Below are 20596 nucleotides of genomic sequence, written 5' to 3'. Positions count from 1 at the left end.
AGAATCATGACGACAGAGATACCTGGCCTGGACGGGACGATCCACGCTTTCCTCGCCCAGCAGGCCGAGCTGCTCGCCGACGTGAGCGCCGACTGCGCTCCCCTGGTCCGGTACGTCTCCGATCTGATGAGCGGCGGCAAGCGCCTGCGGGCCGCCTTCTGCTACTGGGCCTGGCAGGCGGCCGGCGCAGCCGGTGAGCCGGGCATCGTCACGGCCGCGGCCTCCCTCGAGTTCCTGCAGGCCGCCGCCCTGATCCACGACGACGTCATGGACGGATCCGACACCCGCCGCGGCGCGCCGTCGATGCACCGCCGCTTCGCCGCCCTGCACCGCGGCAACGACTGGGCCAGGGACCCCGACCACTTCGGCCTCTCCGCCGCCGTCCTGGCCGGCGACCTCTGCCTGACCTGGAGCGACGAGCTCTACACGAGCAGCGCCCTCCCCTCGTACGCTCTCGCCCGCGGCCGCCGCGTCTTCAACGGCATGCGCACCCAGCTCATGGGTGGGCAGTACCTCGACCTGCTCGAACAGGCCGCCGGTGGCCGCCGCCCGGAGGACGCCCTGCACCGCGCCCGCCGCGTCATGCACTACAAGAGCGCCAAGTACACGGTCGAGCACCCGCTGCTGCTCGGCGCCCAGCTCGCCGGCGCCGACGACCACCTGCTCGCCCGACTGTCCCGCTTCGGCCTCTCCCTCGGCGAGGCCTTCCAGCTGAGGGACGACGTCCTGGGCGTCTTCGGCGACCCGTCCCGCACCGGGAAGCCCGCCGGCGACGATCTGCGCGAGGGCAAACGTACGGTGCTGATAGCGCTCGCCCTGCAGAACGGCTCCCGGACTCAGCGGGACACCATGACCGCCCTGCTCACCGGCCCGCCGCCGGGCCCCGCCGAGATCGACACCCTGCGCGACATCATCGTGTCCTCGGGCGCCCTCGCCGCCGTGGAGACCATGATCGCCGGCCTGCTGGAACGGTCGGTGTCCGCCCTGGACACCGCCGCCGTCGACGACGAGGCCCGATCGGTGCTGCTCGGCCTGGCCCAGGCGGCCACCGCCCGCACGGCGTGACCCGGCCGCCCGGCTATGCTGCTCGGCGATGTCACAGTGGCCGATCGCGATCCTGCCGGCCCTCGTCGCGCTGCGCTGGGCCGTCCTCTGGCGGCGCACCCGCCGCGAGCGTCTCCGATTCGCCTGGCTCGCGCCGACCGGCGCCCTCGCCGGCGTGCTCGTCGGCCTCTGCGCGGTCGGTAGCTCCCTGGACCGGCGATCGTGCTTCGGCGACGACTGCCGCGGCGACGTCGCGCACTTCACTTCCAGCCTCGACGCGAGCGCCGGCCTCGGCACCCTGATCCTGATCAGCTCGGCGCTGGCGCTGCTCACCGCGGCGGTGCTGGCGGTGACCACGCTGGTGGTGGAGACGGTCCTCATGGTCCGCCGCCACGAACGCGGGGATGCGGGTCAGGGCAACGTGACGACCTGAGCCGCGTACGAGAGGCCCGCGCCGAAGCCCACGAGCAGGGCGGGACCGGTCGTGCCGGGCAGGGCCGCCATGGCCTGCGGGATGGAGGCCGCGCCGGTGTTGCCGTTCGTGATGACGTCGGTGGCCACCTTGACGTGCGGTCCGAGCCCGAGGGACTTGGCGACGACCGAGGTGATCCGCAGGTTGGCCTGGTGCGGGATGAAGGCCGCGAGGTCGTCCGCGGCGATGCCGGCCGCGTCCAGCGCGCTCCTGGCCAGGTCGGGGACGACGGACGTCGCCCAGCGGAAGACCTCGGGGCCGGCCATGCGCAGGATGCCCGCCTCGTCGTACCGCAGCACCTCGCTCTTCGCACCGTCGGCGCCCCACACCACCGGGCCGATGCCGCACGTCTCCGCCGGGCCGACGACCACCGCGCCCGCCCCGTCGCCGAAGAGGAACGCCGTGCCCCGGTCGCGCTCGTCGATGATGTCGGTCATCCGCTCGGCGCCGACCAGCACCACGTAGCCGGCCGCGCCGCCGCGGACGAGCGCGTCGGCGGTCGCCAGCGCGTACGGGAATCCGGCGCACGCCGCCCCCAGGTCCATCGCGGCGGCGCCGGTGGCGCCGAGCGCGTCGGCCACCAGGGGCGCCGCGGTGGTGGCCCGGCCGCGGTGCGACATCGTCGCCACCAGCACGGCCGAGACGTCCCGCGGGTCGACGCCGGCGCCGGCCAGCGCCTTGGAGGCGGCCGCCGCGGCCATCGTGACCAGGTCCTCGTCGGGCTCGGCGCGCCGCCGCGACTCGATCCCGCAGCGGCGGCGGATCCACTCGTCGCTCGAGTCGATGAGGGCCGCGATCGGCTCGTTGCCCACCTCGGTCCGCGGCCTGTACGAGGCGACGCTCAGGATGCGCGACCCGGCGTGACCGGCGCGGCGCTGCAAAGGAGTGGCCATAGCTCGGTATCCAAGCATGCCCGCCTGGGCGCCCTCGGATTCTTTCGTTCCTCACCGGTAACCAAGCCCTGGAGCGAGCGCAGTGGAGGCGCAGGCGCTGGTGATGAGTCCTTCCGCCCGCGGCCGTCTTACCTGTGACGACCACGGGCTCACCTGTGACGACCACGGGCTCACCTGTGACGGACCACGGGCGAAAGGATGACCTCATGACCGCGGAGAGGCTGGAACAGCACCGGCGCGAGTTGCACGTGCACTGCTACCGCATGCTCGGCTCGTTCGAGGACGCCGAGGACACCGTGCAGGAGACCTTCCTGCGGGCGTGGCGGCACCGGGAGACGTACGAGGGGCGGTCGACGTTCCGGGCCTGGCTGTACCGGATCGCCACGAACGCCTGCCTCGACCTGCTCGCGAAGCGCCGCCCGGAGCCGGCGTCCGGCGGGGAGGTGCCGTGGCTGCAGCCGTACCCGGACCGGCTGCTCGACGAGCTGCCGGCCGGCGACACCGACTCGCCGGAGACGGCCGCCGTCGCCCGGGAGACGATCGAGCTGGCGTACCTGATCGCGGTCCAGCACCTGGCGCCGCGCCCGCGGGCCGTGCTGATCCTGCGCGACGTGCTCGGCTGGCCCGCGAAGGACGTCGCCGAACTGCTCGGCGACTCGGTCAACTCGGTGAACAGCGCCCTGCAGCGGGCCCGCGCCGGGATGCGCGAGCACCTGCCCGCCGAACGGCAGGACTGGACCGGCGGCGGGGACGACGCCGCCGTCCGGGACCTGGTGCGCCGCTTCACCGAGGCGAGCGTCACCACCGACATCCCGGCGATCACCGCGATGCTGCGCGAGGACGTCCGCAGCGCGATGCCGCCCACCCCGGGCGTGCGGTTCGGCCGGGAGGCGGTCCTCGAGGACTGGACCGCCGACGGCTTCGAGGGCATGACCGGCCTGCGCGGCGTCCCGACAGCGGTGAACCGGCAGCCCGCCGTCGCCTTCTATCTCTGGCAGGAGAGCGAGGGCGCCGCTCTGCCGCTGACCCTCGACGTCCTGCGGATCACCGGCGGCGCGATCACCGAGGTGGTCGTCTTCGGTCACGACCGCTTCGCCGGGCTCGGCCTCCCGGAGAGGCTGCAGCCGTGAGACGGGTACTGGCCACGGGACTGCTCGCCACCGTCATCGCGGTGGCGGCCACCACGCTCGCCGCCGCGCTCGCCCTCGCGGCCGGCGTCGGCTTCGCGATCCCGTCCGGCGGCGAGACCATCCCGCTGGCCGGATTCGCCGTGGTGACCGGATTCTTCTCGGTCGTCGGGGTGGTCATGGCCGTGGCGTTCCTCCGCTGGAGCGCCCGGCCCGCCGGCCCGTTCCTGTGGACGACGGTCGCGTTGACGGTCGTCTCGCTGATCCCGCCGCTCGTCTCCGGGGCGGACACCGCCACGCGCGTCAGCCTGATCGGGCTTCACCTCGTACCCGGCGCAGTGATGATTGTGACCTTGACGCGGAGCCTCCGCGAGGCGAAGCGTTAGATCTCGATGAATCGAACCTTAAGCCTGTCTTAGCGATGATCTCTTCTCTCGTCGATGAATGAATCATGGGTCGGCTACTACGACTCGACGAGGTGAAAGTTCGTGCCGACCGCACCCAACCGGCGGATCCGCTACACCCTGACGGCCATCGGGGCCCTGGGGCTGATCGGCGCCGGCTCCACGGCCATCGTCGTGGGCAGCACTTCCGGGGATCGGGAGATCCGGCTGGCCGCGACGACGCCCGAGGTCGTGGACGTCGCCACCGCCGATCCGGCGGCTTCCTCGTCTTCCGCGTCTTCCGCTGAGGAGGATGCGGAGCCGTCGTCCTCCCCGTCGGCCTCGACGGCCCCGAAACCGTCGTCTTCCGCTTCGGCCTCCGCCTCGGTTGCGCCGTCGCCGTCCGCGAGCGCCTCCGCGAGCATCACCTCCCAGGCCCGCCCGAGGCCGTCGGCGAGCAGGAAGGTCAGCAAGTCCCCGACGCCGGCCCCGGCGAAGACCACGGAGGCTCCCTCGACCGGCGACGACTCGGTGGCCGGCGAGGTCCTCCGGCTGGTCAACGTGGAACGGCAGGCCGCCGGCTGTGACGGGCTCTCCAGTGAATCCCGTCTGCAGGCGGCCGCGCAGAAGCACTCCGAGCTCCAGGCCGAGCAGAACAGCATGTCGCACCAGCTTCCCGGCGAGGCGGCGATGGGCGACCGGGTCACCGCCGAGGGCTACCGGTGGCGCGGCGTCGGCGAGAACGTCGCGGCCGGCTACACCAGCGCCGCGAGCGTCATGGACGGCTGGATGAACAGCCCCGGGCACAAGGCCAACATCCTCAACTGCGGCTTCGAGGAGATCGGCGTCGGCATCGCGAAGTCCTCGTCGGGCACCCAATACTGGACCCAAGTCTTCGCGACCCCCGCCTGATGGCCGATGCCGTCGCCGACCTCGTGATGGCGTGGGGCCGCGGATGGGCCGTCTCCCGTCGCCACCGAGGACGGCCGCCGGGAACGTCCTCGACACGGACCCGTGGGGAGGTGTCGCCCGTTCGAAGAACGCGGGAGGTGGGTGCATGAAGGCTTGCGCGCAGGGGTAGCCGAGCCCCCATGACGGACAGGATCGCTGACATCTGGGGGCCACGAACACCGCATGCGAAGGGCACGGTGTGGCCGGCCCGCGTCGACCAGTATCTCGAGGACGGCGTCGGCGAGGATCAGGTCGAGAAGTGGGTGCCGAGCGCCTGCCTGCTGTGCAGCAACGGGTGCGGGTGTGACATCGCGGTCAAGGACGGCCGGATGGTCGGCATCCGCGGGCGGGCCGGTGACGTCGTCAACCACGGGCGGCTCGGGCCGAAGGGGCTGTACGGCAGCACCGCCTGGTCGCGGTCGAAGGACCGGCTCACCAGGCCGATGATCCGGGAGAACGGCGTGCTCGTCGAGTGCGACTGGGACACTGCCATGAACCGCATCGTCGAGGTGTCGAAGCGATTGAAGCCGCTGGAGCACGCCTTCTACACCAGTGGGCAGCTGTTCCTCGAGGAGTACTACACGCTCGCGGTGATCGGGAAGGCCGGCATCGGCACCCCGCACATGGACGGCAACACCCGGCTGTGCACGGCCACCGCCGCGGCGGCGCTCAAGGAGTCGTTCGGCGCGGACGGGCAGCCGGGGTCGTACACCGACATCGAGCACTGCGACGCGATCTTCCTGTACGGGCACAACATGGCCGAGACGCAGACCGTGCTCTGGTCGCGCATCCTGGACCGCACCCGGGCCGGCGATCCGCCCGTGCTGGTCTGCGTCGACCCGCGGCGGACGAAGGTGGCCGAGGAGGCGGAGCGGACGGGAGGCGTACACCTGGCGCCGCGCGTCGGCACCAACCTGGCGCTGATGAACGGCCTGACCAGGGAACTCTTCAAAAACGGGTGGGTCGACGAGAAGTGGGTGGCCGAGCACACGCTCGGCGTCGACGACCTGCGGGCGATCGTCGAGTCGTACACGCCCGAGCACGTCGCCGAGATCTGCGGGGTCGACGCCGCGGAAGTCAGACGGGCCGCGGAGATCTTCGGTACGAGCGGGAACGTGCTCTCCACCGTGCTCCAGGGCTTCTACCAGTCGCATCAGGCCACCGCCTCCGCGGTCGCGGTGAACAACCTGCACCTGCTGCGCGGGCTGATCGGGCGGCCGGGCTCCGGCATCCTGCAGATGAACGGGCAGCCGACCGCGCAGAACAACCGGGAGTGCGGCGCCGACGGCGACCTGCCCGGCTTCCGCAACTGGGACAACGAGGAGCACGTGAAGCAGCTCGCCGAGCTGTGGAAGGTCGACCCGCTGACGATCCCGCACTGGGCGCCGCCGACGCACGCCATGCAGATCTTCAGCTATGTCGAGGAGGGCTCGATCGGCCTGCTCTGGATCTCGGCGACCAACCCGGCCGTGTCCCTGCCGGAGTCGGCGCGCATCCGCCGCATCCTCGCGGGCGAGCAGTGCTTCGTGATCGTCCAGGACCTGTTCCTGACCGAGACGGCCCGGCTCGCCGACGTGGTGCTGCCCGCGGCCGGCTGGGGTGAGAAGACCGGCACGTTCACCAACGTCAACCGCACGGTGCACCTCTCCGAGAAGGCGGTCGAGCCCCCGGGTGAGGCGCGCTCCGACTTGGAGATCTTTCTTGGGTACGCCGCGGCGATGGACTTCCGGAACAGCGCCGGCGAACCACTGATCCCGTGGCGGACCCCCGAGGAGGCCTTCGACGCGTGGCGTGCGGCGAGCCGCGGCCGCCCCGCCGACTACACCGGCCTTTCGTACGAGAAGTTGCGGGGCGCCGGGATTCCGTGGCCGGTGAACGACGCCGCACCGGACGGCACCGACCGGCTCTACGCCGACTTCGTCTTCCCGACCGCGACCGGCGAGTGCGAGACGTACGGCCACGACCTGCTGACCGGCGCCACCGTCACTGAGCAGGAGCACCGGGCCCTGCGCGCCGACGGCCGGGCGTTCCTCAAGGGCGCCGACTACACGCCCGCCCACGAGCCGGTCAGCGAGGAGTATCCGCTGCTCTACACGACCGGCCGGACCGTCTACCAGTTCCACACCCGCACCAAGACCGGCCGCGCCGAGTCGCTGCGCCGGGCGGCCCCGGACATGTGGGTCGAGCTGTCCCCCTCCGACGCCGAGCACCTGGGCATCGTCGAGGGCGATTTCGTACGGGTCGAATCGCCGCGCGGCGCGCTCGAGGCACAGGCCCGGGTCGGGCGGGTGATGCCGGGCGCCGTGTTCGCGCCGTTCCACTACGGCACCCCGGGCCTTCCGGGCGAGGCCGGCCGGCAGGCCAACGAGCTCACCATGACGGTCTGGGACCCGGTCTCGAAGCAGCCCTACTTCAAGACCGCCGCCTGCCGGGTCCGCAAGGTCCGCGACGGCTCCTCGCCCGCACCGGCGCCGACCACGGCGGCCTCGGCGCCCGCCCGGCCCGGCGGCGTGCCGGAGACGGCCGGCGGCGCCCCGACGGTCAGCCGGGCCGTGCCGCTTCCCTCGTACCCGAATGATCCTGCTCTTGCCGGAGGCCGCTGATGTATCTGGTGATCTATCTCGGTCTGGTGCACCACGCCGAGCAGACCATGGCGGCCTCGCTGCGCACGGTCGGGGAGGGTCACGCCCAGCACCCGGACGTGCTCTTCACCTGCCAGGCCCTCGCGAAGATGAGCGACGAGCACGTCGAGCGCCTCACGCCGATCGTGGAGCGCTACGGCGAGCAACGCCACGGCGCGGACGTCCGCGAACCCGAGCGCCTGCACGCCGACGGCCTCGCCGAGGTGCGCAGCGGCCCGGTCGGCCTGCTGCGCGACCTCCAGGACCTGCACGTGCTCGGGACGCTGACGCAGACCACGTGGACGGTGGTCCACCAGGCGGCGCAGGGCCTGCGGGACGACGAGCTGATCGAGCTGTGCGAGCACGCGTCCGGCCAGAACTCGCGGCAGCTGTCCTGGCTCAACACGCGGATGAAGGCGGCGGCCCCGCAGCCACTGATCGTCGGCGGCTAGGTCGTCGTTCGTGGCCTGGACATGAAGCCCTGTTGAGGTCGCATCATGTCGGCATGACCGTGACGGACGAGGTGCGGCAGGCGCTGGACCGGCAGCAGACCGTGGAGATCACCACGATCGGGCGGCGCAGCGGCCGCCCGCGCAGGCTGGAGACGTGGCGCTACCGGGCCGCCGGTCGCTATTGGCTGACCGGCAGCCCGGGCCGCCGCGACTGGTACGCCAACCTGGCCGCCGATCCCACCTTCACCCTGCACCTGCGTGATCGGGATCTGCGGGTGCGGGCCCGGCTGGTGACCGACCCGGAGGAGCGGGCCCGCGTCTTCAACGAGATCGTGCCGGCGCTGAGCTGGGCGGGCACCGTGGAGTCCTGGCTCGCGGGAAGTCCGCTCGTGGAGATCGAACTGGACTGAGCGGCGGGCCGTCGAACACCTACGCGTCGAGTTGGAGCTCCGGGTAGCGGCTCGCGATCGACCGCATCCGCCACTTGTGAGGGAAGACGGCGAGCAGGGCGCCGTCGCGGACCCGGGTCATCACCTCGATGCCGGACTCGGGGCGCAGGATCTCCCGGCCCGCCTCGTCGGTGCGCACCGCCAGTTCGTACGGAAGGTGGTTGAGCTGGACCTTCACCCCGAACTCGGCCTCCAGCCGGTGGGTGGCGACCTCGAACTGCATCGGGCCGACCGCGGCGAGCACCGGGGACTGGTCGCCGCGCTGCTCGGACCGCAGCACCTGCACGACACCCTCGCCGTCGAGCTGCTCGATGCCGCGCCGGAAGCGCTTGAACGCCGACGTGTCGGTGGTGCTCACCACGGCGAAGTGCTCCGGGGGGAACGACGGAAGAGCCGGATACTGTACGGGATCACCCGCGTACAGGGTGTCGCCCATGCCGAGGGATGTGGCGTTGACCAGGCCGATCACGTCGCCGGGGTATGCCTCGTCGATGGTGTCGCGGCCCTGGCCGAAGATCTGCTGGGCGTACTTCGTGGTGAACGGCTTGCCGGTGCCGGCATGCGTGACGATCATGCCGCGCTCGAATCTACCGGAGTTGACCCGGACGAAGGCGACCTGGTCGCGGTGGGTGCGGTTCATGTTCGCCTGGATCTTGAACACGAACCCGGAGAAGGTGCCGTCGACCGGACGTTCGGCGCCGGCCACCGTCGGCCGGGCGGACGGGGCCGGGGCCAGCTCCAGCAGGATGTTCAGCAGTTGGCGTACCCCGAGGTTCGCGACCGCGGCGCCGAAGAGCACCGGCGTCGTCTTGGCGGCGAGGAACTCCTTCTCGTCGTAGTCGGCGCCGGTCATCTCGAGAAGCTCCAGCTCCTCGGTGGCGGTGACCCAGTCGGCGCCGTAGCGCTCGGCCGCCTCGGCCGCGCTCATCTCCTCCTCGATGGCGAGGTCGGCGCCGCCCGGGGAACGCTGCATCCGGGTGAAGTCACCGGTCCGGCGGTCGATCACGCCCTGGAACTGCCCGGCGATGCCGACCGGCCAGGTCAGCGGGGCCGGCTTCAAGCCGATCCGCTGCTCGATCTCGTCCATCAGCGCGAGCGCGTCCAGGCCGGGCCGGTCCCACTTGTTGATGAACGTGATCACCGGGATGCCGCGCTGCCGGCACACCTCGAACAGCTTCAGCGTCTGCGGCTCCAGCCCCTTCGCGGCGTCGAGCAGCATGACAGCGCTGTCGACGGCGGTGAGCACCCGGTAGGTGTCCTCGGAGAAGTCGGCGTGCCCCGGCGTGTCCAGCAGGTTGATCACGGTGTCCCGGTAGGAGAACTGCAGCGCCGCGGACGTCACCGAGATGCCGCGCTCCTGCTCCATCGCCATCCAGTCGGACACCACGCCCCGCCGGTCACCCTTGCCGTGGACCGCGCCGGCCTGCCCGATCACCCGCGCGTGCAGCGCCAGCGCCTCGGTCATGGTCGACTTTCCGGCGTCCGGGTGCGAGATCACCGCGAACGTCCGCCTCCGGCTCGCTTCCCGGGCAACTCCGGACGCCGGCGCCAGCACGTTCTGACTCACACTCTGCTCCTTCTGACCACGTCTTCAGCCATTCTCCACTGCCCGACGGACGGTAACGCCGCGGCCCTTGCCGACCAGCCCTTCCGAGCACCCACCGTGACCGACCTCACCCGTCCGGTGAGGTCGCCTGCACGCCGCCGTCAGGCCCGGCGCAGCACCAGGGTCACGAAGCCGAGCACGCCGCGATAGCCCGCCAGCCATCCGGTCCGGTGCTCCCGCGCGATCGCCAGCGCCGCCGCGGAGTCCGGATGTCCCGGATTGTCCAGCGCCCACTCGGTCAGCGAACCGGTCCACGACCACTCGTAGTCGTCCCACTCGGCGGCCTCACTGACGTGCGCGTACACCGGCGCCCAGCCGGCCTCGGCGGCCACGGCGACCAGACCGGCCAGGTCGGTGTGATCCGACTCGGCCGCGTCCAGCGCGTCCAGCGCCGCCGGGATCGGCGGCACCGCCCAGAACCCCTCGCCGATCATCAGCACGCCATCGGCCGTCACGTGCCGCCCGGCCGCGTCGAGGGTCTTCCGGAATCCACCGAACGCGTGCGTCGAGCCGACGCAGAGGACCAGGTCGTAGCCGCCGTCCGCCGGGTACTCCCGTACGTCCCGCTCGTGCAGCAGAAGCCGGTCGGCGAGCCCGCGCTCAGCGGCGGCGGCCGCCGCGCGCTCCAGCGCGAACGGGTTGATGTCGAGGCCGTCGGCCACCCCGTCCGGGTAGTGCGCCAGGGCCTGCAGCGACCACGCCGCCTCGCCGCAGCCGAGGTCGAGGATCCGGGCCGCGGGTTCGCGGCCGGCCCGGCGCAGCAGGCGGTTGAGGTTCACGCCGGAGATCGGCGCCGCGATCGGGTGATGGGTGTGCGCGATGCTGCTGAGCCGTTGACGATCCACGAGCACAGTCAACACGCAGGAGCCTCCCCGCCGCTCCCCCGCACGCACCGGGCCGCCGCGCCGGGTGGAGCGTCGATCCGGTCAGGCTCGGGTGTAGGTCATCACCCAGTTGGACTCCCAGGTCCGGCCGCCGTCGGCGGAGAACTCCTGCTCCCAGCGGGCCGAGGTGGGGGTGATGCCGGACCAGATGAAGTGGGCTCTGATGGGCTTGCCGTCGTGGGTGTCGTCGCCGTAGAAGTCGCCCCGGCCGTCGGTGAAGGTGCCGACGACGGGTGGGTAGAGCAGGCCGGTGCGGCTGCTCGCCCAGTAGATCGACCACTCCTCGCGCTCGGTGTCGAAGAGGCGCAGCGTGAGGCCGCTGCTGCCGAGGGTCGGGAAGGCGATCTCCTCGGTGTTGCAACCGCCCTCGAAGATCGGGTTGCAGGTGCTGACGCCGGGGAAGGTCTCCCACTCGTCGCTGCCGCTGAACAGGGTGGCGAGCCGGCGGTTCGTCACGTTCCACGAGCCGGTGAGGAAGTCGAAGTCGTTCATGCGGTGATCATCACCGGTCATGACTGACACCCACTGTCAGGCAAGGAGAGGGAAGAGCAAACCGGTCGCGGCGGCTCCCAGCACACCGCCGGCGACCACCTGGCCGATCGTGTGCTCGCCGAGGGCCACCCGCGCCCAGCCCACCGCCGGCGCGAGCGGCAGCAGCACCGCGAGCGCCGGGCCGAAGACGACGCAGAGGGCTGCCACCGTTCCGGCCGCGACCAGGGCGTGGATCGAGATGCCCCAGCGCAGCAGGACCGTCACCGGCACGGCGACCAGCAGCGACGCCAGCATCGACGCGATCAGGGCGAGCAGCTGCCGCGGCGCGCCGGCCAGGGCGAGCGTGGCGGTGCCGCCCGCGGTGGAGAGCAGGATGATCAGAAGCGGCCAGCGGCGCTGGGAGTGCACGACGAGGTGCTTGTCGGTCCAGCGCCGGCGGCGGACGCCGCGGAGGATGTAGTACATCGGCAGCAGGCTCGCCGACGCCACCGCGACGAGACCCATGGTGACCGCCTGCCGCACCGATTCCGCCGAGTGCCAGGCGACCGCGATCAGCAGGCCGGCGACCAGGATGCCCGGCGAGAAGATCTCGGTGAGCAGCCGGGCCACGCGATTCTCCGGGACGTTTCCGGCGAGCGGCGGCGTGGGCTGCCCGGCGGACCGCTGCTGGGGGATGTGGGAAGTCTGCTCCGGGGACACGTACAGAAATAAAGGCTCTTGAATCGCTGCCGTCAACCCATCCGCTTCGGGCCCAGGTAGGTGCCGCCGGTCGCGTCGAGGACATTGGCGGTCAGCCAGCCCGCGGCGTCGGTGGCGAGGAAGGCGACCACGGCGGCGATGTCGGCGGGCGTGCCGACCCTCTCGATCGCCTGGTTCCCGGCGATCGCGGCCTGCGCCTGCGGATGATCGAGAAAGGCAGCCATTCTTTCGGTACGGGTGGGACCGGGCGCCACGGTGTTGATGGTGATGCCCCGCGCGCCGAGGTCGTTGGCGACGTTCCGGGTCAGGGTCGCCATGGCGGCCTTGGTCATGGCGTAGGCGAGCTCGCCCGGCAGGGCGATCCGGGTGACCCCGGAGCCGATGTTGATGACCCGGCCGCCGGCGCCCATCAGCGGCAGCGCCCGCTGGATCAGGAAGAACGGCGCCCGCACGTTCACGGCGAAGAGCCTGTCGAACGCCTCGGGCGTCTCGCCGTCGATGCCGCCCGCGGAGTCGTTGATCGCGGCGTTGTTGACCAGGACGTCGAGGTGGGCCGTCCCGGTGCGCTCGCGCAGCCCCTCCTCCAGCGCGGTGATCACCGTGTCCACATCGCCCTCCTCACCGAACCGGGCCCGGATCGGGAACGCCGACCCGCCCGCCGCCTCGATGAGCTCCACGGTCTGCCGGGCAGCCGCGTCGTCGCCGGCGTAGTGCACCGCCACCAGCGCGCCCTGCGCCGCCAGCTGAATGCAGATCTCCCGGCCGATGCCCCGTGAGCCGCCGGTGACCAGTGCCGTCCTCGTCGTCATCTCGATCGTCTCCCAAACTGTTTATGGCGTAAGCAAAACTGTTTACGTTATATACTCGGCGCGCAAGGGTCGTCAATACCGAAGGGAGCCGGCCGGTGGTGGACCTGTTGTGGGGCCGGGACGGGAAACGCAGCCGGGGGCCGCGGCCGGTGCTGACGGTCGCGCAGATCGTCGAGGCGGCCGTCGCGATGGCCGACGCCGAGGGGCTGCCGGCGGTCACCATGCAGCGGCTGGCCGAGCGGTTCGGGTACACCGCGATGTCGCTCTACCGCTATGTGCCGAAGCGGACCGACCTGGTCACGCTGATGATCGACACGGCACTGGGCACGGCGCCGCCGCTGGACGCCTCCGCGGGGTGGAAGCCGGCGCTGCGCACCTGGGCGACGCGGCTGCACGCGGTCTTCGGCGAGCACCCCTGGCTGGCCACGGCGACCATGCAGGCCCGGCCGATCGGGCCCAAGGAGTTGAGCTGGCTCGAACGCGCGGCGGCCGCCCTGGCCGGGACCGGGCTGACCGGCCCGCAGCGGGTGGACGCCGCGCTCGTGGTCCTCGGGCACGTGCGCGCGCAGGTGCAGGCCGCGGCGGGCATCGCCGCCGAGGAGGGCGCCGCGCTGGCGGCGACGTTGAACGAGCTGCTGCGGGAGCACGCCGGCGACTACCCGGCGCTGATCGAGGCGTCCGCGTTCGGGCCGGCCGCCCACGACGGGTTCGCGTTCGGCCTGGACTGCATCCTCGACGGCATCGAGGCGCGCACGGCTGTGGATCCTCTCAGCTGAGCTCAGTCCCCTCACAGCGACGGATGCCGATGATGCGGGCATGCTGAGATCGAGAAAGGCCATTGCCACGATCGCCCTCGCCGCGGCCGTCGCCGTCGTCGCGCCACCGGTCGTCGCGCCTGCGCCGGCCGCCGCGAGCCCCGCCGGATTCGTGCTGCCGGCGCCGACCGGCAAGCATGAGGTCGGGCGGGACGTGCTGCATCTGGTGGATCGGGAGCGCCGGGATCAGTGGGTGCCGGAGCGGGACCGGGAGCTGATGGTCTCGATGTACTACCCGGCCGCGTCGCGGAAGGGGCGGGCCGCCGGCTATCTCACCGCGACGGAGGCCCGGCTGTTCCTCGAGATGCAGGGCGCGGCCGGGGCCGTCGACGCCGACCGGCTCAGTGCCACCCGGGGCACCGCGCGGACCGGGGCCGAACCGCGGCGCGGCCGGTTCCCGCTGGTGGTGCTCTCGCCCGGGTTCACCCTGCACCGGCACACCCTGACGGCTCTCGCCGAGCAGCTCGCCAGCCGTGGGTACGTGGTGGCCGCGATCGACCACGCGTACGAATCGGCGGGCTCCCTCTTCCCCGGCGGCCGGACGCTCACCTGCACCGCCTGCGAGGTCCTCGACGGCGCGACGCTGGAGGAGTCCGCGCGGCTGCCGCTCGGCCGGGCCGGCGACGTGGGTCTCGTGCTCGACCGGCTCGGCGGCTGGCGGCACGCCCGCATGATCGACTTCACCCGGATCGGCATGGCCGGCCACTCCATCGGCGGCAACGCGGCGGCCGCGACCATGGCCGCGGACCGGCGGGTACGGGCCGGCATCAACATGGACGGCACGTTCGTGAGTCCGGTCGCCGAGGGCCTCGACCGGCCGTTCCTCATGCTCGGCACGCCGCCGCACGCGCCGGGCGGCCGCGACTACACCTGGGATCGCGACTACCAGAAGCTGGGCGGCTGGAAGCGCTGGCTCACCGTGACCGGTACCGGTCACCTCGACTTCAGCGACGTCGCCGTGATCGCCGACCAGGCGGGATTGGCGGACCCGGAGTCGCCCCTTCCCGGAGACAGGACCACCGCGATCGTACGGACGTATGTGGTCGCCTTCTTCGACAGACACCTGCGGGGCGTCGCGCAGCCGCTGCTGGACGGCCCCAGCGCCGCCTACCCGGAGGTGATGTTCCACCGGCCGTGATCGGCCGGAAGCCGGTGCCGGGCGCCACGGGGGTGCCCGGCACCGGCTTGCGCGGCCGTCAGCCCGGTTCCTCCAGGTTCGTGAGCCAGGCGGCCAGCCCCTCATCCCGGCGGCCCAGCTCGCCCAGGCGGATCGACAGGTTGTTCAGCGACAGCGCCAGGTCGGGCAGGAAGGCGTCCGGGCGGGCCCTCGCCAGATTCCGGTAGACGCCGACGGCTTCCACGCTCGCGGCCAGCCCCTCATCCCGGCGGCCGAGCGCGCCCAGGCGTACCGACAGGCCGGCGAACGCGGGCCACCGGTCGTCGACTGTCGTGTCCGGGAGCAGGACGGTGTCGTGCCCGCGGGCCGTGCCCTGCTCATCGGTCTCGTGCGGCAACGACCGGGCCACCTCGCTCAACGCGACGGCCAGGTCATCGGCGGCGATCTTCCCCATTCGCCGGGAGTGCCGAGATAACCGTCGGTTGAACGTGAGGATTGCGCGGCTTCGCTTGAATAGACGTGTGCCGATGCGAATCTCGGTCGTGGTGCCGGTCTTCGACGAGGAGCGGTTTCTCGGCCCCTGCCTCGACGCGATCGCCGCGCAGCAGGAGCCCGTGCACGAGGTGATCGTCGTGGACAACGGGTCGGAGGACGGCACGCTCCGCCTGCTCGAAGGCAGGAGCAGGAGGGTCGCCCTGCTCCACGAGCCCCGGCGCGGGGTCCAGCACGCCCGCAACCTCGGCTTCGACGCCGCGACCGGGGAGGTGATCGGGCGGATCGACGCCGACACGCGCCTCTCCCCCGGCTGGTCGCGGGCGGTGCGGGAGACGTTCGAGGACGAGGGGGTGCAGGCCGCGACCGGCCCGGTCAACTACTACGACGTCGGGATGGCCCGGCTGATCGACGGCGGTGACGCCCTGTTCCGGCTGGCCTGGCGGCGGCAGCGGCTCGACTGGCTGCTCGGGGCGAACATGGCGATCCGCGCGGCGGCCTGGTGGCGGGTCCGGCCGCTGATGTGCGCCGACCCGGGCGTGCACGAGGACATCGACCTCGGCATCCACCTGCATCAGCGGGGTGAGCGGGCGGTGTTCGCGCCCGGGATGCGGGCCGGCACCTCGGCCCGGCGGATCGCGAACCGGTTCGGGGACTACCGCGACTACGTGCTGATGACCGAGAAGACCTACCGCCGGCACGGCGGCGCCCACGCCCGCGCCTGGGTCACGGCCCGCGTTCAGCTCGCGCTCTTTCCCACGCTGCGCGCGGCGTACGCATGGGGTGGGGGAAGCGTGCGCGGCGGCGGCCGCAAGAATCCCATGTCGCCCGGCCACTGACCAGGGCGATCCAGCCGAATCCGGCGAACAGCGCGACCCGCTCCAGCAGCCCGCTCGGGTTGCCCGGCAGCACGCCGGCGTCGTCGAGCAGCACCAGCACGCTCGCCGCCGTGAAGGTCACCGCCATGACTCCGGCGACCGCCCGGGCCACCCGCCGGGGTCCGATTCCGGTCACCGCGCCGATTCCCGCGACGCCGAGCACCACGGAGATCAGCTGGTGGAGGAGCCCGCGCGCGGTGTGCTCCTCGGGCACGCCTTCCGGAAAACCCAACCCCGCATCGGTACGCACGGCAGCCAGCAGGATCAGGCAGAACCCGCAGAGGAGCAGCAGACCCACCGCACCCCTGCCGGCCCGCCGCCGGAGCCCGAGCGCGCCGAGGATCACCCAGAGTCCGCAGGTCGCGAGGTTGGCGGTGCCGAGCCAGCCGCCGGGCCCGAGCGACAGCTGACTGACCCAGTTGCGGCTGACGTCGTAGCCGGGCTGGGTCAGCCCGTCCACCGTGCTCACGACGATCATCTGCACCGCGGCGAGTACCCCGAAGACGGCGGCCATCCTCCGAGCGTAGGAACGGCATTGAATAGTGCACATGAGGATCGCGCACTTCTGCGACAGCCGGGCCGGCCGGCCCGACGGCGTCGCGCGCTCCGCCGAGCTGACCGTGCGGCTGCTGCGCGCGGCCGGCCACGAGGTCGACCTCTACCGGCCCGGGCCGCTGCGGGGTCCCGTACCCTCGCTGCCCCTGCCCTTGCGGGACGTGCGCGTCGGTCTGCCGTTCACGCCGCGACGCGCCGATCTCGTGCACGCGCACTCGACCGGGCCGATCGGGATGACCGGCTTCCGGGCCGCCGCGGCGTGGGGCGTGCCGCTCGTGGCGACCTGGCACACCGATCTGCTCGCCTACGCCGACGTCTATCCGGAGATCCCGGCCGGCGCCGCCTGGTGCGCGCTGCGGCTGCGTCTGGGCTGGTCGCCGGGGGATTACCTGGAGCTGGCCAGGCCGGGCGCGATCCGGCACCGGAGGCTGGTGGAACTCGGCCGGGCCATGTTCGCGCGGATGGCGGTGGCGATCGCGCCGTCGCCGAAGACGGCGGCGGGCTTCGCGGTGTTCGAGCCCCGGGCCGAGATCCGCGTGCTGCCCACACCGACCCCGACACAGCCTTCAAGAACGGAAAGATCAGGGAATGTCGTATTGGCTGTCGGGCGCGGCACCGCCGAGAAGAACCCGGAACTGCTCCTGGAGGCCTTCGCCCGCGTCCACGCGACCCGCCCCGGCACCACGCTGATCATGCTCGGTGTCCGCCGCCGGCGCCGCCACCTGCTCCGGCGCATCGCCGCTCTCGACCTTCAAGATCATGTTTGGGTACGGGGGCCGGTCCCGCACGATCGCGTGATCCAGCACTACGGGGCGGCCGCCGTCCTGGCCTTCGCGTCCACGACCGACACCCAGGGCCTCGTCCTCACCGAGGCCGAGGCGGCCGGGCTGCCGGTGGTCGTGGCCGACCCCGCGCTCGCCGCGCGACCGGGCGGGGACGGCGGAAGCCCTCGGTTCACCTGCGACCCCACTCCGGACGCGTTCGCCGCCGGGCTGCTGCGCATGCTCGACGACGACGCGCTCCGGAAGCGGGTGATCGACGACGGCCTGGCAGCCGCGGCGGCGTACACGCCGGAGGTCTTCCTGCGGAACCTGATGGAGATCTACGAGGGCGCCACCCACGGCCCGTGCCAGCCGCCGTAGCCGGCGACCAGCCGGTCGGCGCCGGCCGGGCCCCAGGTGCCGGGAGCATAGGACTCCACCGGCGGCGGGCTGTCGATGAGCGGCTGCATGATCCGCCAGGTCTCCTCGACGCCGTCCTGACGCTGGAACCGGGTGCTGTTGCCGAGCAGCGCCGCGTGCAGCAGCACCTCGTACGGTGTCGGGCCCTCCCCGCCCTCCTCGGCGAACTCCATGTCGAGCGTGACCCCCTCGGGGCCCTCGGCGTCGGAGCGGTGGGCCTGCATCTCGAAGCGCAGCCCGGTGGACGGGTCGAGCTTCACCACGAGCTGGTCCGGCTCGGGGCGGTGCGCCATGCCCGGCAGCCGCAGGCCGAGTTTCGGCGGGCGCTTGAAGACCAGGCGGAATTCGGTCTGGGTGACCGGGAGCCGCTTGCCGGTACGGATGAAGAACGGCACCCCGGCCCAGCGCCAGTTGTCGATGTCGAGGCGGATGGCCGCGTACGTCTCGGTCTGCGAGTCCGGGGCGACGCCGGGGATCCGGCGGTAACCGTCGTACTGGCCGCGCACGTAGTGGGCCGGGTCCGCCTCGGCGACCGCGCGCCAGAGGGCGAGCTGGGTGTTCTTGAGCATGTCCGGGTTCTGCCCGGCCGGCGACTCCATGGCGCCGGCCGCGAGGACCTGCATGAGGTGGTTGACCACCACGTCGCGGACCGCGCCGACCGGGTCGTAGAAGTGGCCGCGGTCCTCGACGCCGAAGCTCTCCGCCATGGTGATCTCGACGGATTCGACGTAGTTGCGGTTCCACACCGGTTCGAGCAGCGTGTTCGCGAACCGGAAGTAGACCAGCTCCTCGAGGCCCATCTTGCCGAGGAAGTGGTCGATGCGGAACAGCTGGGACTCGGGCACGTGCTGGTGGATCTCGGCGGCCAGGGCGACCGCGGAGGCGGTGTCGTGGCCGAACGGCTTCTCCACCACGACCCGGCCGTTGCGGACCAGGCCGGCCTCGGCCAGCCCGGCGGCGACCCGGCCGAACAGGAACGGCGGGATCTCCAGGTAGAAGACCGGCACGGCGGCGCCGCCGATCGCCTCGCCGATCCGCCGGTAGGTGCCGGGGTCGCCGAAGTCGCCGCTCAGGTAGCTCATCCGGGCGGTGAGCCGGGTGAACGCCTCCTCCTCGATCTTCTCGCCGGTGCCCTCGATCGCCGCGCGGGCGTGGGTCACCAGGTCGTCCCGGGACCAGTCGTTCACGGCGACGCCGACGATCGGGCAGTCGAGCAGGCCGCGCAGCTCCAGCCGGTAGAGCGAACGGAACGTCATCACCTTGGCGAGGTCGCCGGTGATGCCGAAGATGACAAGGACGTCACCCCGTGTGTTCGGTGCCATCGTGGGTCCCCTCCCAGCGGATGCGTGGCCGGTCGATCGTGGCGGGATCGAGCAGCTCGGCCGAGCGGTGCGCCGGCCGTACGTAGAAGTCGTCGAGCCAGCTCACGAAAGCGCGCATCTCGGCGCCCGCGTTCGCCAGCAGTTGCGCGTGCACGCCGAGCCAGGCCGCGAAGGCGAACCGGCCCTTGAGCTCGTGGCGGTGCGGGCCGATCTCGGCGACCGCGGCCTTGCGGCCGATCATCGCCATGATCCCCTTGTCCCGGTAGTGGAACGGCTGCCGCTGCCCGCCCTCCAGGTCCGCGATGATGTTGCCGGCCGCCCAGTCGCCGGCCTGCTGCGCGACGCTGCCCAGTTGCGGCAGCGCCTCCCCGTCGGCGCCCGGGATGTTGGCGACGTCGCCGAGCGCGTAGACGTTCTCGAAGCCGGGGACCGTGAGGTCCGGCCGTACGTCGATGCGCCCGCCGCGGCCCTGCGGCAGGCCGGACCGGAAGGCGACCGGCGCGGCCATCTGGCCGCCGCCCCAGACGACGAGACGCGTCCTGATCCGGGAGCCGTCGCCGAGCGTGACCTCCTCCGGGGTGACCTCCTTGACCGAGACGCCGAGGCGCAGCTCGACGCCGCGGCGCCGCAGCTGCTCGACGGCGTAGGAGTGGGCGTCGTCGGAGAAGGCGGTGAGCACGGTGTGCCCGAGATCGACGAGCACCACCCGGGCGCCGGCGATGGCGAGGTGCGGGTAGACGTGCGGCATCACGTCGTGCACGATCTCGGCCAGCGCGCCGGCGGTCTCCACGCCGGTCGGGCCGCCGCCGACCACCACGAAGGTGAGCGTGCCGTCCTCGGCCAGCTCCGGCTTGGCCGCGGTGTCCCGGAACAGCTCGAGGATCCGGCCGCGGACCCGCTCGGCGTCGCCGAGGCTGTAGAGCGGCACGGCGTGCTGCTCGGCGCCGGGCGTGTGGAAGAAGTTCGGCTGCGCGCCGGCGCCCAGCACCAGCACGTCGGCGGTGAGCGTGCCGCCGTCGGCGAGCCGCACCGACCGGGCGCGCGGGTCGATCTCCACCACCTCGCCGGTCCGGGCCTGCACGGTGGCGTGCCGGGTGAACATCGCGTCCAGGTCGAAGCGGATGTCGCGGGGCGCCAGCTCGGCCGTGGCGATCTGGTAGAGCAGCGGCTGGAACTGGTGGTAGCCGTTGCGGTCCACGATGGTGACCCGGACCCGCGGGTCGGTAGCGAGCCGCCGCGCACATGCCACCCCCGCGAAGCCGGCGCCGATGATCACTACCTGGGTCAGGTCGACCATGCGTTGACTCCTCACTCGCGACGCACATCGTCGATCCGGTGCCGGGCGGCAGGCCTC

At 72.2% G+C, this 20596-nt stretch carries 22 protein-coding genes; 12 read left to right on the top strand and 10 right to left on the bottom strand.

Going from position 1 to position 20596, the window contains the following annotated elements:
• The first annotated feature begins 6 nt into the window (after positions 1-6).
• Both AB0G10_RS18705 and AB0G10_RS18700 read left to right on the top strand, forming a co-directional pair.
• Positions 7-1065 carry a polyprenyl synthetase family protein gene (locus AB0G10_RS18705; RefSeq protein WP_360922684.1) on the top strand — a complete coding sequence of 353 codons (1059 nt, stop codon included), beginning with the start codon at positions 7-9 and terminating at the stop codon, positions 1063-1065.
• 28 nt (positions 1066-1093) lie between these two features.
• Positions 1094-1477 (top strand): hypothetical protein, encoded by a 384-nt coding sequence (locus tag AB0G10_RS18700; protein ID WP_360922681.1) that lies wholly within the window; start codon positions 1094-1096, stop codon positions 1475-1477.
• Here the strand turns inward: AB0G10_RS18700 and AB0G10_RS18695 are convergent.
• On the bottom strand, positions 1456-2409 hold the full coding sequence (locus tag AB0G10_RS18695; protein WP_360922678.1) for a beta-ketoacyl-ACP synthase 3: 954 nt from the start codon (positions 2407-2409) through the stop codon (positions 1456-1458). The two genes, AB0G10_RS18700 and AB0G10_RS18695, sit on opposite strands and share 22 nt — an antisense overlap.
• Before the next feature lie 176 nt (positions 2410-2585).
• Here AB0G10_RS18695 and AB0G10_RS18690 point away from each other — a divergent pair, with 176 nt between their 5' ends.
• From AB0G10_RS18690 to AB0G10_RS18665, 6 genes are all read left to right on the top strand, one after another.
• Positions 2586-3539 carry an RNA polymerase subunit sigma-70 gene (locus tag AB0G10_RS18690; RefSeq protein WP_360922675.1) on the top strand — a complete coding sequence of 318 codons (954 nt, stop codon included), beginning with the start codon at positions 2586-2588 and terminating at the stop codon, positions 3537-3539.
• Positions 3536-3922 carry a DUF6069 family protein gene (locus tag AB0G10_RS18685; RefSeq protein ID WP_360922672.1) on the top strand — a complete coding sequence of 129 codons (387 nt, stop codon included), beginning with the start codon at positions 3536-3538 and terminating at the stop codon, positions 3920-3922. Before AB0G10_RS18690 ends, AB0G10_RS18685 begins: the two co-directional genes overlap by 4 nt.
• A 102-nt stretch (positions 3923-4024) precedes the next feature.
• Positions 4025-4831, top strand: a complete 807-nt coding sequence (locus tag AB0G10_RS18680) for a CAP domain-containing protein (RefSeq protein WP_360922669.1) — start codon at positions 4025-4027, stop codon at positions 4829-4831.
• Between the two features lie 179 nt (positions 4832-5010).
• Positions 5011-7473: a molybdopterin oxidoreductase family protein gene (locus AB0G10_RS18675; RefSeq protein ID WP_360922666.1), complete on the top strand. Its 2463-nt coding sequence runs from the start codon at positions 5011-5013 to the stop codon at positions 7471-7473.
• A complete protein-coding gene (locus AB0G10_RS18670) occupies positions 7473-7943 on the top strand; it encodes a hypothetical protein (protein WP_360922663.1) in 471 nt (156 codons plus the stop codon). Before AB0G10_RS18675 ends, AB0G10_RS18670 begins: the two co-directional genes overlap by 1 nt.
• Positions 7944-7996: 53 nt before the next feature.
• Positions 7997-8353, top strand: a complete 357-nt coding sequence (locus AB0G10_RS18665) for a nitroreductase/quinone reductase family protein (protein WP_360922660.1) — start codon at positions 7997-7999, stop codon at positions 8351-8353.
• 19 nt (positions 8354-8372) lie between these two features.
• On the opposite strand, the gene AB0G10_RS18660 is transcribed toward AB0G10_RS18665, so the two are convergent.
• The 5 genes from AB0G10_RS18660 to AB0G10_RS18640 form a co-directional block, all read right to left on the bottom strand.
• On the bottom strand, positions 8373-9959 hold the full coding sequence (locus AB0G10_RS18660) for a peptide chain release factor 3 (RefSeq protein ID WP_360922657.1): 1587 nt from the start codon (positions 9957-9959) through the stop codon (positions 8373-8375).
• 140 nt (positions 9960-10099) lie between these two features.
• Positions 10100-10858: a class I SAM-dependent methyltransferase gene (locus tag AB0G10_RS18655; protein WP_360922654.1), complete on the bottom strand. Its 759-nt coding sequence runs from the start codon at positions 10856-10858 to the stop codon at positions 10100-10102.
• Between the two features lie 66 nt (positions 10859-10924).
• Positions 10925-11395 carry a hypothetical protein gene (locus AB0G10_RS18650; protein ID WP_360922651.1) on the bottom strand — a complete coding sequence of 157 codons (471 nt, stop codon included), beginning with the start codon at positions 11393-11395 and terminating at the stop codon, positions 10925-10927.
• A gap of 15 nt (positions 11396-11410) precedes the next feature.
• On the bottom strand, positions 11411-11983 hold the full coding sequence (locus AB0G10_RS18645; protein ID WP_360923066.1) for a phosphoesterase PA-phosphatase: 573 nt from the start codon (positions 11981-11983) through the stop codon (positions 11411-11413).
• Between the two features lie 122 nt (positions 11984-12105).
• On the bottom strand, positions 12106-12882 hold the full coding sequence (locus AB0G10_RS18640; RefSeq protein WP_360922648.1) for an SDR family oxidoreductase: 777 nt from the start codon (positions 12880-12882) through the stop codon (positions 12106-12108).
• 95 nt (positions 12883-12977) lie between these two features.
• On the opposite strand from AB0G10_RS18640, the gene AB0G10_RS18635 reads away from it, so the two are divergent.
• The gene (locus AB0G10_RS18635) at positions 12978-13658 is read left to right on the top strand and encodes a TetR/AcrR family transcriptional regulator (RefSeq protein ID WP_360922645.1); all 681 of its coding nucleotides are present in this window, start codon (positions 12978-12980) and stop codon (positions 13656-13658) included.
• A 40-nt stretch (positions 13659-13698) separates the two neighbouring features.
• Positions 13699-14835 (top strand): lipase, encoded by a 1137-nt coding sequence (locus AB0G10_RS18630; protein ID WP_360922642.1) that lies wholly within the window; start codon positions 13699-13701, stop codon positions 14833-14835.
• 58 nt (positions 14836-14893) lie between these two features.
• Here AB0G10_RS18630 and AB0G10_RS18625 read toward each other — a convergent pair whose 3' ends face one another.
• Positions 14894-15268, bottom strand: coding sequence for a hypothetical protein (locus tag AB0G10_RS18625; protein WP_360922640.1), 375 nt, complete (start codon positions 15266-15268; stop codon positions 14894-14896).
• Positions 15269-15341: 73 nt separating this feature from the next.
• Here AB0G10_RS18625 and AB0G10_RS18620 point away from each other — a divergent pair, with 73 nt between their 5' ends.
• Positions 15342-16145, top strand: a complete 804-nt coding sequence (locus AB0G10_RS18620; RefSeq protein WP_360922637.1) for a glycosyltransferase family A protein — start codon at positions 15342-15344, stop codon at positions 16143-16145.
• On the opposite strand, the gene AB0G10_RS18615 is transcribed toward AB0G10_RS18620, so the two are convergent.
• Positions 16033-16698, bottom strand: coding sequence for a DUF998 domain-containing protein (locus AB0G10_RS18615; protein WP_360922634.1), 666 nt, complete (start codon positions 16696-16698; stop codon positions 16033-16035). The two genes, AB0G10_RS18620 and AB0G10_RS18615, sit on opposite strands and share 113 nt — an antisense overlap.
• A gap of 34 nt (positions 16699-16732) precedes the next feature.
• On the opposite strand from AB0G10_RS18615, the gene AB0G10_RS18610 reads away from it, so the two are divergent.
• On the top strand, positions 16733-17881 hold the full coding sequence (locus tag AB0G10_RS18610; RefSeq protein WP_360922631.1) for a glycosyltransferase: 1149 nt from the start codon (positions 16733-16735) through the stop codon (positions 17879-17881).
• Here the strand turns inward: AB0G10_RS18610 and AB0G10_RS18605 are convergent.
• Positions 17842-19242 carry a glucose-6-phosphate dehydrogenase gene (locus AB0G10_RS18605; protein WP_360922628.1) on the bottom strand — a complete coding sequence of 467 codons (1401 nt, stop codon included), beginning with the start codon at positions 19240-19242 and terminating at the stop codon, positions 17842-17844. The genes AB0G10_RS18610 and AB0G10_RS18605 overlap by 40 nt on opposite strands.
• Entirely contained in the window at positions 19220-20539 is a 1320-nt protein-coding gene (locus AB0G10_RS18600; protein ID WP_360922625.1) for an NAD(P)/FAD-dependent oxidoreductase, read from the bottom strand. The genes AB0G10_RS18605 and AB0G10_RS18600 overlap by 23 nt, the downstream gene beginning before the upstream one ends.
• Positions 20540-20596: the final 57 nt, after the last annotated feature.

Source organism: Actinoplanes sp. NPDC023714, assembly GCF_040639855.1.
Taxonomy (GTDB): Bacteria; Actinomycetota; Actinomycetes; order Mycobacteriales; family Micromonosporaceae; genus Actinoplanes.
Note: the sequence above shows the minus strand (reverse complement) of the source record. Positions and strands in the feature narration are given on the sequence as shown.

What these genes read in the sequence shown, in the direction of transcription:
- AB0G10_RS18615 (WP_360922634.1), bottom strand. Translation starts at nt 16,698, where the DNA reads ATGGCCGCCGTCTTCGGGGTACTCGCCGCGGTGCAGATGATCGTCGTG.
- AB0G10_RS18650 (WP_360922651.1), bottom strand. Translation starts at nt 11,395, where the DNA reads ATGACCGGTGATGATCACCGCATGAACGACTTCGACTTCCTCACCGGC.
- AB0G10_RS18620 (WP_360922637.1), top strand. Translation starts at nt 15,342, where the DNA reads ATGCGAATCTCGGTCGTGGTGCCGGTCTTCGACGAGGAGCGGTTTCTC.
- AB0G10_RS18700 (WP_360922681.1), top strand. Translation starts at nt 1,094, where the DNA reads ATGTCACAGTGGCCGATCGCGATCCTGCCGGCCCTCGTCGCGCTGCGC.
- AB0G10_RS18670 (WP_360922663.1), top strand. Translation starts at nt 7,473, where the DNA reads ATGTATCTGGTGATCTATCTCGGTCTGGTGCACCACGCCGAGCAGACC.
- AB0G10_RS18605 (WP_360922628.1), bottom strand. Translation starts at nt 19,242, where the DNA reads ATGGCACCGAACACACGGGGTGACGTCCTTGTCATCTTCGGCATCACC.
- AB0G10_RS18630 (WP_360922642.1), top strand. Translation starts at nt 13,699, where the DNA reads ATGCTGAGATCGAGAAAGGCCATTGCCACGATCGCCCTCGCCGCGGCC.
- AB0G10_RS18665 (WP_360922660.1), top strand. Translation starts at nt 7,997, where the DNA reads ATGACCGTGACGGACGAGGTGCGGCAGGCGCTGGACCGGCAGCAGACC.
- AB0G10_RS18610 (WP_360922631.1), top strand. Translation starts at nt 16,733, where the DNA reads ATGAGGATCGCGCACTTCTGCGACAGCCGGGCCGGCCGGCCCGACGGC.
- AB0G10_RS18625 (WP_360922640.1), bottom strand. Translation starts at nt 15,268, where the DNA reads ATGGGGAAGATCGCCGCCGATGACCTGGCCGTCGCGTTGAGCGAGGTG.
- AB0G10_RS18705 (WP_360922684.1), top strand. Translation starts at nt 7, where the DNA reads ATGACGACAGAGATACCTGGCCTGGACGGGACGATCCACGCTTTCCTC.
- AB0G10_RS18600 (WP_360922625.1), bottom strand. Translation starts at nt 20,539, where the DNA reads ATGGTCGACCTGACCCAGGTAGTGATCATCGGCGCCGGCTTCGCGGGG.
- AB0G10_RS18675 (WP_360922666.1), top strand. Translation starts at nt 5,011, where the DNA reads ATGACGGACAGGATCGCTGACATCTGGGGGCCACGAACACCGCATGCG.
- AB0G10_RS18695 (WP_360922678.1), bottom strand. Translation starts at nt 2,409, where the DNA reads ATGGCCACTCCTTTGCAGCGCCGCGCCGGTCACGCCGGGTCGCGCATC.
- AB0G10_RS18640 (WP_360922648.1), bottom strand. Translation starts at nt 12,882, where the DNA reads ATGACGACGAGGACGGCACTGGTCACCGGCGGCTCACGGGGCATCGGC.